Raw genomic sequence first — 13,968 nt, 5'->3', positions numbered from 1 at the left:
TATTACCAGTGTAAAAGTTTTCCTCCTTCGCATACTAACGATAAAACGCCCTCACAGGAAGGGCGGCAGTATGGAGACGATAGTATGCGAAGATATTGGTACAGACGAATTTTGATCATGATCCTTGTGTTCACCATCTCTGTAGGAGGGAGCTGGTATCTGATCGAGGAGAACAGGGCCGGCCTGGAGAGGGAGGCAAGCGCGGACGCGTCCGGGGAGCTACTGATCCCCGGCGGCATGCCGGTGGGCATCTATCTGGAGACAAAAGGGGCCATGGTCCTGGGAACTGAGAAGATCCAGGGCGAGGACGGGCAGGAGTATGAGCCCGCCGCCAACCTGGTGCAGGAGGGCGACTACATCATCGGGCTGGACGGGGAGGAGATCGATAACAAGTCCCAGCTCGTGGAGGCAGTGGCGGCACTGGACAAGGAGGAGGTCGTGCTGAAGGTGAGCCGGGATGGCCAGGAGATCGCCATCCGCATGAAAGCTGTGCGGTGCGGAAGGGATGAGTACAAGCTGGGGATCTGGGTGCGGGACAATGCCCAGGGCCTGGGGACTGTCACCTTTCTAAACGCGGACAGCCAGTTCGGAGCTCTCGGGCACGGGATTCGGGACACAGACACAGGAAAGCTCTTAAGCGCTTCGGACGGCCTTCTCTACACAACCAGCATCAAGGACATCAAGAAGGGGAAGGATGGGACGCCGGGGGGCATGGAGGGCGTCATTATCTATAACAATTACAATATCCTGGGGACCATCACCCAGAACACGGAGGACGGCATATACGGCACCCTGGACAGGATCGACGCCCTCTTCACGGATACGCAGCCCCTGGAGGCGGCTGTGGATGAGAGCCAGATAGAGGAGGGGGAGGCTACCATCCGATGCGCGGTCAGCGGCCAGGTGGAGGATTACAGCATTCGTATTACAAAAGTTGACAGGAACGCCCAGGAAGCGAACAAAGAGATTTTGCTGGAGGTGACGGACGAGAAGCTGCTGGAGCTCACCGGCGGCATCGTCCAGGGCATGAGCGGCAGCCCCATTATCCAGAACGGACGGCTCATCGGGGCAGTGACTCACGTGTTCGTGAACAACCCGAAGGAGGGCTACGGCATTTTTGTCCAGGATATGTTGAAACATATCGAAAGGTAAGAAAACAGGAAGAAGGTGTCGAGATCTTCCGACTTCAAAACCTTGATTTCGCATTTTTGTAATTCTATAATTTTCCTTGACAGTTTTTCAAGAACAGATAGGAGGATTATGGAATGGGAGAGATTCGTGTAGCAATCGCCGACGACAATGAGAGAATTCTGGAGCTGCTTGGCGAAATCATCAGCAGCGACAAGGATTTAAGTCTGGTGGGAAAGGCGGACAACGGCGAGGATATGTGCCGCGTGATCCGGGAGAAGGAGCCGGATGTTGTCCTGCTCGATCTGATCATGCCTAAAATGGACGGACTGGGAGTGATGGACGCCGTCAACCATGACAAAACTTTGAAAAAGCGCCCGTATTTTATCATAGTGACAGCTGTGGGCCAGGAGAGGATCACGGAGGACGCCTTCAACAAGGGAGCTATGTACTATGTCATGAAGCCCTTTAAAAATGACGTCATCCTGGAGCGGATCAAGCAGGTCACTCAGAAGGGGAGGACAAGCTATATCCCTGGCACGGATCTGTCCCAGCAGGGCGGCGAAACGCAGGAGCAAAGCCTGGAGACGAGAGTGACAGACATGATCCACGAGATTGGTATTCCCGCCCACATCAAGGGGTATCATTACCTGCGGGACGCTATCATGATGGCCGTGGAGGACATGGACGTGCTGAACGCGGTGACCAAGGTGCTGTACCCCACAGTCGCCAAGCGCCACCAGACGACGGCCAGCCGGGTGGAGCGGGCCATCCGCCACGCCATTGAGGTGGCATGGAGCCGAGGGAAGCTGGACACACTGGATGAGCTCTTCGGATACACTGTGAGCAACGGCAAGGGAAAGCCCACAAACTCAGAGTTTATCGCCCTTATCGCGGACACCCTCCGCCTGGAATATAAAAACAGATAACCCTTTTCATCTGAAAAAAAATACGATATAATAAGCGTATATACCTAGATACCGTAAGGATGGGAGGAAAGATATCATGAAACAAATACTTTTTGCAGCATCGGAGTCCGTGCCCTTTATCAAGACGGGCGGGCTGGCAGACGTAGTCGGGTCTCTGCCGAAATATTTTGACAAAGAAAAATACGATGTCCGCGTCATGCTGCCAAAATATCTCTGCATAAAAGAGGAGTGGAGAAATCAGCTGCAGTACCGGACGCATTTTTACATGGACCTGAACTGGAGAACAGAGTACGTAGGAATTCTTGAGTTGCAGTACGAAGGAATTACGTTCTATTTTATAGATAATGAATACTATTTCAGCGGCTGGGCGCCCTATGGAGATATGTATGCGGATATCGAGAAGTTTGCCTTCTTCTCCAAGGCGGTGCTGAGCGCCCTGCCGGTGATCGGCTTCCGGCCGGATATCATCCACTGCCATGACTGGCAGACCGGTCTGATCCCCATCTTCCTCGATAATTTCCGCTATGGAAACGAGTATTACCGGGGCATCAAGACAATCATGACCATCCACAACCTGAAATTCCAGGGCACCTGGGATACAAAGAGAGTGCAGGATATCACAGGCCTTCCGTCCTACTATTTCGTGCCGGACAAGCTGGAGGCCTACAAGGATGCCAACTACCTGAAAGGCGGCATCGTTTATGCGGACCGCATTACCACTGTCAGCAGTACATATGCGGAGGAGATCAAGACTCCCTTCTACGGCGAGAAGCTGGATGGACTGATGAACGCAAGGGCAAACTGCCTCTCAGGTATTGTCAACGGCATTGACTACAATGAGTACAATCCGGAGACAGACAAGCACATTGCCCGCAATTACTCGGTGAGCAATTTCCGGAAGGAGAAGGTAAAGAATAAGATTGCCCTCCAGGAGGAGCTGGGGCTGGACAAGGACAGCCATGTAATGATGATCGGCATTGTCTCCAGACTGACAGATCAGAAGGGCTTTGACCTGATCGACTGTGTACTGGATGAGCTCTGTCAGGACGCCATCCAGATCGTGGCTCTGGGAACCGGGGAGGCGCGGTACGAGAACATGTTCCGCCATTACGCATGGAAGTATCCGGGAAAGGTTTCCGCGAACATTTACTATTCCGAGCCCATGTCCCACAAGATCTACGCTTCCTGCGACGCTTTCCTCATGCCCTCCCTCTTTGAGCCCTGCGGCCTGAGCCAGCTCATGAGCCTGCGGTACGGGACTCTGCCCATCGTCAGGGAGACAGGCGGACTGAAGGATACGGTGGAGCCCTACAATGAATATGAGAAGACAGGCACCGGCTTCAGCTTCTGCAATTACAATGCCCACGAGATGATGGCAACTGTCCGCTACGCGGAGCAGATCTACTACGATCACAAGAGAGACTGGAACAAGATCGTTGAGAGAGCCATGCAGCAGGATTTCTCATGGAACAATTCCGCAAGACAGTATGAGAAGCTTTACGACGAGCTATAGAATGTATGACAGGATGATCTCAGGCTGCCGCACCTGTTTATCTGGCGCGGCAGCCTGTTTTGTACAACTACAAGGACAAGAAAGGACACAGAAATCGGGATGACAGACACGAGGACAAAAGAGGCGATCCGCTACCTGGGATTTGGACGAAAGGAGGCGGACCAGGCCACTCTGGACCTGATAGCAGGCTCCTTTGACAAGCTGGAGCAGGCGGCCTCCCCCAGGATCGTCTGGAGGCTCTTTGACCTGAAAACCGCCGGGGAGGGACGCCTGGACATAGGCGGCATGGAGGTGGAGAGCAGGAGTCTCTGGAAAAATATGAAGGGCTGCTGTCAGACAGTAGTCCTGGGAGCCACCCTGGGAGCCGGCGTGGATCTCCTTATGCGCCGCCAGTCCCTGACAGACATGGCCGGAGCCGTGGTGACACAGGCCTGTGCGGCTGCCATGCTGGAGGAATATCTGGATGAGGAGCAGGAGAAGATCGGCCGCGAGCTGGAGAGGGAGGGCAAGTATCTGCGGCCCAGGTTCAGCCCCGGCTACGGAGATTTTTCCATCCGGCACCAGGGACAGATCCTGGCCATGCTGGATGCGCCAAAGAGGATTGGCCTTTCCATGACAGACAGCTCCATGCTCACCCCGGTGAAATCTGTCACCGCGGTGATCGGGGTTTCCACAGTGAGGGAGCCCTGCCACAGGAAGGGCTGTGAGGCCTGCGGAAAGAGAGATTGCATATATCGGAGGAACGAAGGATGATACTGGACAGATTAGGAAAAGAGCTGCTGTTTTTTGACGGCGGCATGGGAACCCTTCTCCAGGAGAAGGGACTGCGCCCCGGGGAACTGCCGGAGGTCTGGAACCTGGAGCACACAGAGGAGATCGTGGATATCCACAGACAGTACTTTGAGGCCGGGAGCGACATTGTCCTCACCAACACATTCGGGGCCAACGCCCTCAAATTCCACAGCAGTGAGTACGATCTGGAGGACATCATCACAGCCGCTGTGGTGAGCGCCAGGGAGGGCGCCTATCTGGGAGTCCATGACGACAGGAAGGTCTACGTGGCCATGGACATAGGACCAACAGGAAAGCTCCTGAAACCGCTGGGAGACCTGGACTTTGAGACGGCCCTGTCCGCCTTCGGGGAGGCCGCCGGGTACGGGGAGGCCGCCGGGGCGGACCTGATCCATATTGAGACCATGAGCGACATGTACGAGATGAAGGCGGCGGTGCTGGGGGCCAAGGAGCACACCTCCCTGCCGGTCTTTGTCACCATGATCTTTGACGAGAAGGGCAAGCTGCTGACGGGCGGGGATGTGGCTGCCGCTGTCTCCATGCTGGAGGGGCTCCGGGTGGACGCCCTTGGCATCAACTGCGGCCTGGGACCGGAGCAGATGCTCCCCATTCTGGAGGACGTCATGAGATACACCTCCCTGCCGGTGATCGTGAAGCCCAACGCGGGCCTGCCGGTGCAGCGGGACGGACACACGGTGTATGACGTGGAGCCGGAAGAATTTGCCGCCTCCATGCAGAGGATCGTGGAGATGGGGGCCTGCGTGGTGGGCGGATGCTGCGGCACCACCCCGGATCACATTCGGCAGATGACCCGGCTGTGCCGGGGGATGGAGGCGAAGGCTCCGGTCAGGAAGAAGGAGACCATCGTATCCTCCTACGGGCAGGCGGTGATCCTGGGGGATAAGCCGGTGATCATCGGAGAGCGCATCAATCCTACAGGAAAGAAAAAGTTCCGGCAGGCGCTGAAGGATCACGACATGGAGTACATCCTGAAGGAGGCGGTTACCCAGCAGGAGAGAGGCGCCCACATCCTGGATGTGAACGTGGGCCTTCCGGACATTGACGAGACAGCCATGATGCGGGATGTGGTGGGAGAGCTGCAGAGCATTACCAGCCTGCCCCTGCAGATCGACACGGTGGATCCGGAGGCTATGGAAGCCGCCATGCGGATGTACAACGGGAAGCCCATGATCAACTCTGTCAACGGAAAGCAGGAGTCCATGGCCCAGGTATTCCCCCTTGTGAAAAAGTACGGGGGCGTAGTGGTAGGCCTGACTCTGGACGAGGCGGGTATCCCCTCGGACGCCGAGGGGCGTGCCAGGATCGCCGGAAAAATCATCAAAGAGGCGGCCAGGTACGGGATCGAGCCCAAGGATATCGTCATCGACGTGCTGGCTATGACCATCAGCTCCGACCCGGAGGGGGCCAGGACGACACTGGAGGCTCTCCGCCTTGTGCGGGAGAGATACGGCGTCCGGACTGTCCTCGGCGTGTCCAACATCTCCTTTGGCCTGCCGGGGCGGGCGGTCATCAACGCCAACTTCTACACCATGGCCATGCAGAGCGGCCTCACGGCGGGCATCATCAATCCCTCCTCCCCTGAGATGATGAAGTCCTACTACGCCTACTGCGCGCTGATGGGCTTTGACAGCAACTGCGAGGACTACATCAGGGAGTACGGCAGCGCCGGTCCGGAGATCTCTGCCCCGACGGGGGGACAGCCCGCCCTCACCCTGAAGGAGGCCATAGAGAAGGGATTGAAGGAGGATGCCTCTGCCATCACAAAGGAGCTGGTGAAGGAGCAGGCTCCCCTTGCCATTATCGACAGTGAGCTGATCCCGGCCCTGGATCAGGTGGGAAAGGGATTTGAGAAGGGAACCGTCTTTCTGCCCCAGCTTCTCATGAGCGCCGACGCGGCCAAAAACGCCTTTGCCGTGCTCAGAGACAAGCTGGAGGAGAGCGGAGCAGCCGCGGAAAAGAAGGAGAAGATCATTCTTGCCACAGTCAAGGGAGATATCCACGACATCGGGAAAAACATCGTGAAGGTGCTCCTGGAAAACTACAGCTTTGACGTGATCGACATGGGCAAGGATGTTCCCCCGGAGGACATCGTGCAAAAGGCTCTTGACGAGGATGTCCGGCTGGTTGGTCTCTCTGCTCTCATGACCACCACTGTGGGCAGTATGGAGGAAACCATCCGGCAGCTTAGAAAGGAGAAGCCGGACTGCCGGGTGATGGTGGGCGGCGCTGTGCTGAACCAGGAGTATGCGGACATGATCGGAGCCGACTTCTACGGGAAGGACGCCATGCAGTCTGTGTATTACGCCCAGAGCCTGTTTGAAAAGTAGGGCTTGCTCCATGTTCCTGATTTTGTACACGCAGTGTTCTTGACAGAAAATTAACAGCCGGCTATAGTTGTAATGATGAAAGGCCCTTTTGACGAGGGGGCAAAAGTTCTAATACAGGAGGAGACCGCTTTATGATGAGAGGATTGGATACGACGGTGCGGAGACTGCGCCGCAAGGTATTCGAGGAGGTCGCAAGGCTTGGGTTTAAATCCAACCCGGAGACGTTAAACGACGATATGGAAGCCATTCCATACAAAATGGTAAACGAGGACACGAAGATCAAATACAGGGAGAGTGTGTACAGAGCCAGGGCTATCGTCCGCGAGAGGCTGCGGCTGGCCATGGGTCTGGCCCTGCGCCCGGAGAACAAGCCGGTTCACCTGACCGCAGGTGTGGAGGCCAGCAATATTTCCGACAAATACTATGAGCCGCCTCTTATGCAGGTGATCCCGTCCGCCTGCGAGGCCTGTGAGGAGAAGGGATACGAGGTCAGCAACATGTGCAAGGGCTGTCTGGCACATCCCTGTATGGAGGTCTGCCCCAAAGGAGCCATCTCCTTTGTGAACGGCAAATCCTTTATCGATCAGTCCAAATGTATCAAGTGCGGCAAGTGCAAGTCCGTCTGTCCCTATGACGCCATTGCCAAGAAGGAGCGGCCCTGCCAGAAGGCCTGCGGCGTGGGAGCTATCGTTTCTGACAAGATGGGACGGGCCTACATTGACAATGACAAATGTGTTTCCTGCGGTATGTGCATGGTGAACTGCCCATTCGGAGCCATCTCAGACAAGTCCCAGATCTTCCAGCTGGCCAGAGCCCTGACCGAGGGGGACTATATCATTGCGGAGATCGCCCCGGCCTTCTACGGACAGTTCGGCGACAACATCACGCCGAGGAACCTGAAAGCGGCTCTCATGGAGCTGGGCTTTAAAGAGGTGTACGAGGTGGCTCTGGGAGCGGACATCGGCGCCATTGCCGAGGCTCATCACTATGTGGAGAAGGTGACTACAGGGGAGCTTCCCTTCCTGCTCACCTCCTGCTGCCCCTCCTGGGCTATGCTGGCGAAGAAATTCTTCCCGGATCTCATTGACGAGGTATCCCAGGAGCTGACGCCTATGGTGGCTACTGCGAGGACCATCAAGAAGGAGCATCCGGACGCCAAGGTGGTCTTTATCGGACCCTGCGCGGCCAAGAAGCTGGAGGCCATGAGAAGAAGCGTCCGCAGCGATGTGGATTTCGTGGTGACCTTTGAGGAGCTCCAGGCTATGTTTGACGCAAAGGACATTGACCTGGCTGAGTACTCCGCCGAGTCCTCCTTCCACAACGCCACAGGCGCAGGCCGCGGCTATGCGGTGGCTGGCGGCGTGGCGGACGCCATCAAGAAATGTATCAACACCTACTATCCGGATGTGCAGGTGAACATCGAGCACGCGGAGGGGCTGGCCGACTGCAAGAAGATCCTGACCCTGGCCAAGGCGGGCAGGATGAACGGCTGTCTCATCGAGGGTATGGGCTGTCCCGGCGGCTGCGTGGCCGGCGCCGGCACCAATATCCCCGTTGCGAAGGCCCAGAAGAAGATCCAGGATTTCGTAAAGGCATCCTCAAAGCAGGTGCCTCCGAAGGAGCTGGAAGAGATCGAGCTGAAGTAGGCAGACCTGTAAGCGGTGAGGCTGAAAGGTAAAGCTAACAGGTGAAAAGCCCCGGCGTTGACAAACGCCGGGGTTCTCTTTATAATTAGATATTAGTTTGAAAATTTAGGAGGAAACTATGCAAAAATACGGTGTAAATGAATTAAGAAAAATGTTCCTGACATTTTTTGAGAGCAAGGGACACCTGGCGATGAAGAGTTTTTCGCTCGTGCCCCACAATGATAAAAGCCTTCTTCTGATCAATTCCGGTATGGCTCCTCTGAAGCCCTACTTCACAGGCCAGGAGATCCCTCCGAGGACGAGAGTGACTACCTGCCAGAAGTGCATCCGCACCGGGGACATTGAGAATGTGGGAAAGACAGCACGCCACGGCACCTTCTTCGAGATGCTGGGCAACTTCTCCTTTGGAGACTACTTCAAGAAGGAGGCCATCGCCTGGACATGGGAGTTCCTGACAGAGGTGGTGGGCCTTGACCCGGATCGCCTGTACCCTTCCGTCTACGTGGACGACGACGAGGCGTGGGAGATCTGGAACAAGCAGATCGGTATTCCGGAGGAGAGAATCTTCCGTTTTGGCAAGGAGGACAACTTCTGGGAGCACGGAAGCGGTCCCTGCGGCCCCTGCTCAGAGGTCTACTATGACCGGGGCGAGAAGTACGGCTGCGGAAAGCCGGACTGCACGGTAGGCTGTGACTGTGACCGGTATATGGAGATCTGGAACAACGTGTTTACCCAGTTTGACAATGACGGGCACGGGAACTATACAGAGCTGGAACAGAAGAACATTGACACAGGCATGGGTCTGGAGCGTCTGGCCTGTATCGTGCAGGACGTGGACTCCATGTTTGACATCGACACGATCCGGGCTCTCAGAGAGCACGTATGCCGCCTTGCCGGCAAGGAGTACGAGAAGGATTATGCCACGGACGTGTCCATCCGCGTCATCACGGACCACATCCGCTCTGTCACCTTCATGATCTCCGACGGCATCATGCCCTCCAACAGCGGAAGAGGCTATGTGCTGCGCCGGCTTCTCCGCCGCGCCTGCCGTCACGGACGTCTCCTGGGCATCAAGGGAGAGTTCCTTGTAGAGCTGGCCCAGACGGTCATCGATGGGTCCAAGGACGGCTATCCGGAGCTGGAGGAGAAGAAGGATTTCATCTTCAAGGTGATCACCAAGGAGGAAGAGCAGTTTAACAAGACCATAGACCAGGGACTTTCCATCCTGGAGGGGCTGGAGTCCCAGATGGAGAAGGAGGGAAGTAAAGTCCTCTCCGGCGAGGAGGCCTTCCGCCTCTATGACACATACGGCTTCCCTGTGGATCTGACAAGGGAGATCCTGGAGGAGAAAGGCTTTTCCATCGATGAGGAGGGCTTTGAGAAGGCTGCAAAGGCCCAGAAGGAGCGGGCTAAGGGCACCTTCGGCGAGACAAACTACATGGGAGCCGATGTGACTGTGTACGAGTCCATCGACCCTGCCGTGACCAGTACATTTGTAGGCTATGACCACCTGACATACGACTCTGAGATCACTGTCCTGACGACAGAGGACGAGGTGGTGGACGCCCTCTCTGACGGACAGAAGGGCACCGTATTTGTAAAAGAGACTCCGTTTTACGCTACAAGCGGTGGCCAGGAGGCGGACAACGGCGTGATCCGCACAGAGGACGGACTGTTCCAGGTGGAGGACACGATCAAGCTCCTGGGCGGAAAGATCGGCCATGTGGGCCATGTGGTGAGCGGTATGCTGAAGGTGGGAGACAAGGCTACCCTGGAGGTCAACGAGGAGAAGCGGGCCCTCTCCGCAAGGAACCACAGCGCCACCCATCTTCTCCAGCAGGCGCTGCGCCAGGTGCTGGGAACCCATGTGGAGCAGGCCGGATCCTCTGTCAACGAGTACAGGCTCCGTTTTGACTTTACCCACTTCTCAGCCTTGACAAAGGAAGAGCTGAAAAAGGTGGAGGAGATCGTCAACGAGCAGATCATGAACTGTCTGCCTGTGAAGGCGGAGAACATGCCTATCGAGGAGGCGAAAAAGACCGGAGCAGCCGCTCTCTTTGGAGAGAAGTATGGCGACATCGTCCGCGTGGTGAGCATGGGTGATTTCTCCAAGGAGTTCTGCGGCGGAACCCATGTGGACAACACAGGCGTCATCACAGCCTTCAAGATCATCTCTGAGACAGGCGTGGCCGCTGGCGTGCGCAGGATCGAGGCCCTCACATCCAAGGGTCTTCTCAGGTACTACGACGAGCTGGAGGAGAAGCTGGAGAGATCCGCGAAGCTTTTGAAGACCACGCCGGACAAGCTGGAAGAACGGCTGTCCCACATGATCTCCGAGAACAAGGAGCTTCACAGCGAGGTGGAGAGCCTGAAGAGTAAGCTGGCCAAAGAGTCCATGGGAGATGTGACAGACCAGGTGACAGAGGTGAAGGGCGTTAAATTCCTGGCGGCCAAGGCGCCTGGTGCTGACATGAACGGACTGCGGGATCTGGGAGACCAGCTCAAGGAGAAGCTGGGAGAGGGCGTCATCGTCCTGGCGTCAGACGCAGGAGGAAAGGTCAGCCTCATGGCCACAGCCACAGAGGGAGCCATCAAGGCAGGAGCCCACGCCGGCAACCTGATCAAGGCCATCGCCGGCTGCGTCGGCGGAGGCGGAGGCGGACGCCCGAACATGGCGCAGGCAGGCGGAAAGAACCCGGCCGGCATTGACGAAGCCCTGGAAAAAGCAAAAGAAGTACTGGAAAACCAGCTTTAAAACGCAAAAAATTATTGACGTGCCGGAAAAATGTGCTATAATCTAATGTAGTGCAATAAATATACCCGAACAGTCGTATGATGCACAATATAGGGCTGGAGGGGAGGTTAGGTGTGAGACTATGTCAAATGTAATCGTTAAAGAAAACGAGACGTTGGACAGCGCTTTACGCAGATTTAAAAGAAGCTGCGCAAAGGCTGGTATTCAGCAGGAAATTCGGAAAAGAGAGCATTACGAGAAACCAAGCGTAAGACGCAAAAAGAAATCCGAAGCTGCTAGAAAACGTAAATATAACTAATGTGCAAAGCAAAGATGACACGCGGATGCGTGTCATCTTTTTTTCATCTTTTTCAGTGCCCTCTTACATTCGATACTTCCTTACAGAGCTTCCAGCTCTCTCAGCTCGTGGTACAGCCTCGCGATGGGAAGTCCGACCACGTTGTTGTAGTCTCCCCGGATTTCCTTTACATGCACGGCAAAGGGCCCCTGAATCCCGTAGGCTCCGGCCTTGTCCAAAGGATCGCCGGTCCGTATGTAGGAGAGAAGCTCCCCTCTTGTCACGGGATAGAAGGTGACAAGGGTGCACTCGTGGAAGGTGCGCATGTATTTCTTTTTTCCCTTCACTGCGATGAGGCACACGCCCGTGTAGACCTGATGGGTCCGGTCCGCCAGCATGGAGAGCATATCCAGCGCCTCCTCCTCATCGGCGGGCTTTCCCAGGATCTCGCCGTTGTAGGCGACGACAGTGTCCGCTCCGATGACGGTAAAGTCCTCTGTCTGGGAAGCCTGGCATTTTTCGAAGATATCCCTGGCCTTCAGAGCCGCCAGATCCTCCACGATCTCGGCGGGGGAGGAGCCGCCGCTCTTTTCTTCCGCGTCAGAGGGACACACCTCAAAGGAAAATCCTGCCTGGGAGAGAAGCTCCCTCCTTCTGGGGGAAGCGGAGGCAAGTATATATTTCATGACAGATCACAACCTTTCAATCATATTTTTTGATGGTTTTCACAGCCGGCCCGCCAAAAAGCCATCTGTGCGTCTTGCGAAAGAGGGGGCCGGTGCACTATAATAGCTCCTGTAAGACAAAATGAAATGGAGGAAAACCTATGTATATCAGCGAAATCACAAACACCCCTCCGGACGATGTGGAGAAGAGAGTCCCGCTTGAGCAGGAGGTGTACAGGGTCTTCAAAAAGCTGGGGATCCCCTACGAGAGGGTGGACAACGACCCGGCCGCGTCCATGGAGGAGTGCGCCGAGATCGGCGAGGTGCTGCAGGCGCCTGTGAGAAAGGATGTCTTTCTCTGCAACCAGAAGAAGACCTCCTTCTTCCTGCTTCTCATGCCCGACGACAAGCCCTTTGACACCGCCTCCTTCAGCAAAAAGCTGGGCGTGTCCCACATGTCCTTTGCGCCGCCGGAGTTGATGGTGAAGCACATCGGCTGTACACCTGGCTCTGCCAGCGTTGTGGGGCTTCTGAACGATGAGGACGACTACGTGCAGCTCATCATCGACAAGGAGGTGGCCCAGGCGGAGTGGTTTGTCTGCAACACAGGCATCAACACCACCCATCTGAAATTTAAGACCCAGGATCTTCTGAAAAAGTTCCTGCCCTACACCCACCACAGACCCAGGATCGTGGAGCTGTAGAGTCTGTGACTTTGCAGACGGAGGGGCCGTCCTATACGGACGGCTCCGAAACCCCTGTCTCCGGATCCATTCGGACTTCAATGCCGTTGACCTCCACCTGGTCATCCACAGGGATCACAAGGCATTTCCGCCCGTCCACGATCCGTACGTCCACCAGGTCTGTCCGGTCCGGATTGACGTTGATCACAATGTCCGGAGTCTTGATGTTGAATTTCTTTGTGCTGGCAATGTTGGAGGCCAGAAGGGAGGCCTTTGCGCCCACAGTTTCATCGAACTCCCGGTCAAAGTTCTCCAGGTTCTCCTCCGGCACCCCGCTCAGGGAGAAGAGACGTCTGACCTCCGGCTTGCCAAGCTCCAGGGGCTCCGGCTCCTCCTTGTTCTCCTCGATCAGGGTGTTCAGGTTCTCGTGAATATTGCGGATCACACTGTAGGCACAGTCCTCGCCCAGGGTGTCCGCGATCATGGCCTGGAAGGACTCCTTCTGGGTGCCGGCGCTCAAGACCTGGCTGCAGCCCAGAACCTGGGTGAGGAAGACCTCCTGCAGCTCCTCGGGCTTCTTGGAGTAATAGAGCAGGCCGTGGACGTCGCTGGCCCGGTCGTTGAAGGCGGGGAAGAGAAAACCGTTTACCGGATCATTTACGATCCAGTCCCGGATCCTGTCCTCGATGCTGTTGTGCTCCGCGTTGTAGCAAAGGCCCGCCTTGGAGAGGGACACAGGACAGATGCTGCACAGTATGTAGTCGTAGACTGTATCGGAGGCGTCGTACATCTCCATCCCGTCGGAGGCCTTGCCGGGCACGTCGTAGGCGGCGTGGATGAGGAGAATGAGATAGTGCTCCCCAAAGTCATAGTTCTCGATCACCTTATCGTAAAACTCGGACACCAGCATGTCGTCTGTGAGCCTGCTGTCCTTGAGCTGCATCAGGAACTCCTGGGCTCCGCCCTTTTGCTCCTCCTCCAGAGGAAAGCTCATATTGAGGAGGTTTTTCCCGACAGTGCCGGACAGAGTCCGCTTGAACAGATCAAAATACTTGTATTCCTCCTCCTCGGGGAGAGAGAGGAAGGCCTCCTTGAATTCCAGTTTCTTTTCCTTGTCTCCGTCCACATAGCAGCCGCAGATGCGGGTGATGGCGCAGTTCTGCAAAGAGAACTGCTTTCGGATTTCCAGAACTTCTTTTTTATTCATGAGATACCCCTTTTCTTACTATATT

The 13,968-nt window shown here is 55.9% G+C and carries 11 protein-coding genes; 9 read left to right on the top strand and 2 right to left on the bottom strand.

The window, feature by feature from the left end; translation table 11 throughout:
• The first annotated feature begins 84 nt into the window (after positions 1-84).
• The 8 genes from spoIVB to rpsU all read left to right on the top strand — a co-directional run bounded on the left by spoIVB (position 85) and on the right by rpsU (position 11,409).
• Positions 85-1,152, top strand: coding sequence for a SpoIVB peptidase (spoIVB, locus tag H7U36_RS01280; protein ID WP_191428828.1), 1,068 nt, complete (start codon positions 85-87; stop codon positions 1,150-1,152).
• A gap of 113 nt (positions 1,153-1,265) precedes the next feature.
• The gene (gene spo0A / locus H7U36_RS01275; RefSeq protein WP_033125552.1) at positions 1,266-2,057 is read left to right on the top strand and encodes a sporulation transcription factor Spo0A; all 792 of its coding nucleotides are present in this window, start codon (positions 1,266-1,268) and stop codon (positions 2,055-2,057) included.
• Between the two features lie 76 nt (positions 2,058-2,133).
• Positions 2,134-3,570, top strand: a complete 1,437-nt coding sequence (gene glgA / locus H7U36_RS01270) for a glycogen synthase GlgA (RefSeq protein ID WP_033125553.1) — start codon at positions 2,134-2,136, stop codon at positions 3,568-3,570.
• A 99-nt stretch (positions 3,571-3,669) separates the two neighbouring features.
• Positions 3,670-4,323: a vitamin B12 dependent-methionine synthase activation domain-containing protein gene (locus tag H7U36_RS01265; RefSeq protein ID WP_033125554.1), complete on the top strand. Its 654-nt coding sequence runs from the start codon at positions 3,670-3,672 to the stop codon at positions 4,321-4,323.
• A complete protein-coding gene (locus H7U36_RS01260; protein WP_033125555.1) occupies positions 4,320-6,710 on the top strand; it encodes a homocysteine S-methyltransferase family protein in 2,391 nt (796 codons plus the stop codon). The genes H7U36_RS01265 and H7U36_RS01260 overlap by 4 nt, the downstream gene beginning before the upstream one ends.
• Positions 6,711-6,841: 131 nt before the next feature.
• Entirely contained in the window at positions 6,842-8,356 is a 1,515-nt protein-coding gene (locus tag H7U36_RS01255) for a 4Fe-4S dicluster domain-containing protein (protein ID WP_033125556.1), read from the top strand.
• Between the two features lie 118 nt (positions 8,357-8,474).
• Complete coding sequence (gene alaS / locus H7U36_RS01250; RefSeq protein WP_033125557.1) at positions 8,475-11,111, top strand: alanine--tRNA ligase; 2,637 nt, start codon at positions 8,475-8,477, stop codon at positions 11,109-11,111.
• Between the two features lie 121 nt (positions 11,112-11,232).
• Complete coding sequence (gene rpsU / locus H7U36_RS01245; RefSeq protein WP_004222305.1) at positions 11,233-11,409, top strand: 30S ribosomal protein S21; 177 nt, start codon at positions 11,233-11,235, stop codon at positions 11,407-11,409.
• An 80-nt stretch (positions 11,410-11,489) separates the two neighbouring features.
• Here rpsU and H7U36_RS01240 read toward each other — a convergent pair whose 3' ends face one another.
• Complete coding sequence (locus tag H7U36_RS01240) at positions 11,490-12,074, bottom strand: Maf family protein (RefSeq protein ID WP_033125558.1); 585 nt, start codon at positions 12,072-12,074, stop codon at positions 11,490-11,492.
• A 140-nt stretch (positions 12,075-12,214) separates the two neighbouring features.
• Between H7U36_RS01240 and H7U36_RS01235 the strand changes: the two genes are divergently transcribed.
• Positions 12,215-12,757, top strand: a complete 543-nt coding sequence (locus tag H7U36_RS01235; RefSeq protein ID WP_033125559.1) for a prolyl-tRNA synthetase associated domain-containing protein — start codon at positions 12,215-12,217, stop codon at positions 12,755-12,757.
• Positions 12,758-12,788: 31 nt separating this feature from the next.
• On the opposite strand, the gene H7U36_RS01230 is transcribed toward H7U36_RS01235, so the two are convergent.
• The gene (locus H7U36_RS01230) at positions 12,789-13,943 is read right to left on the bottom strand and encodes a DUF4317 domain-containing protein (protein WP_033125560.1); all 1,155 of its coding nucleotides are present in this window, start codon (positions 13,941-13,943) and stop codon (positions 12,789-12,791) included.
• Between the last annotated feature and the right edge of the window lie 25 nt (positions 13,944-13,968).

The organism is Faecalicatena fissicatena (assembly GCF_016900595.1).
GTDB lineage: Bacteria > Bacillota > Clostridia > Lachnospirales > Lachnospiraceae > Claveliimonas > Claveliimonas intestinigallinarum.
The sequence above is the reverse complement of the archived record's forward strand: the minus strand, read 5'-3'. Positions and strand labels throughout refer to the sequence as shown.

Excerpts from the sequence above, each read along its gene's own strand:
- H7U36_RS01235 (WP_033125559.1), top strand. The coding sequence starts at position 12,215 with ATGTATATCAGCGAAATCACAAACACCCCTCCGGACGATGTGGAGAAG.
- H7U36_RS01240 (WP_033125558.1), bottom strand. The coding sequence starts at position 12,074 with ATGAAATATATACTTGCCTCCGCTTCCCCCAGAAGGAGGGAGCTTCTC.
- spoIVB (WP_191428828.1), top strand. The coding sequence starts at position 85 with ATGCGAAGATATTGGTACAGACGAATTTTGATCATGATCCTTGTGTTC.
- spo0A (WP_033125552.1), top strand. The coding sequence starts at position 1,266 with ATGGGAGAGATTCGTGTAGCAATCGCCGACGACAATGAGAGAATTCTG.
- H7U36_RS01265 (WP_033125554.1), top strand. The coding sequence starts at position 3,670 with ATGACAGACACGAGGACAAAAGAGGCGATCCGCTACCTGGGATTTGGA.
- alaS (WP_033125557.1), top strand. The coding sequence starts at position 8,475 with ATGCAAAAATACGGTGTAAATGAATTAAGAAAAATGTTCCTGACATTT.
- H7U36_RS01230 (WP_033125560.1), bottom strand. The coding sequence starts at position 13,943 with ATGAATAAAAAAGAAGTTCTGGAAATCCGAAAGCAGTTCTCTTTGCAG.
- glgA (WP_033125553.1), top strand. The coding sequence starts at position 2,134 with ATGAAACAAATACTTTTTGCAGCATCGGAGTCCGTGCCCTTTATCAAG.
- rpsU (WP_004222305.1), top strand. The coding sequence starts at position 11,233 with ATGTCAAATGTAATCGTTAAAGAAAACGAGACGTTGGACAGCGCTTTA.
- H7U36_RS01260 (WP_033125555.1), top strand. The coding sequence starts at position 4,320 with ATGATACTGGACAGATTAGGAAAAGAGCTGCTGTTTTTTGACGGCGGC.
- H7U36_RS01255 (WP_033125556.1), top strand. The coding sequence starts at position 6,842 with ATGATGAGAGGATTGGATACGACGGTGCGGAGACTGCGCCGCAAGGTA.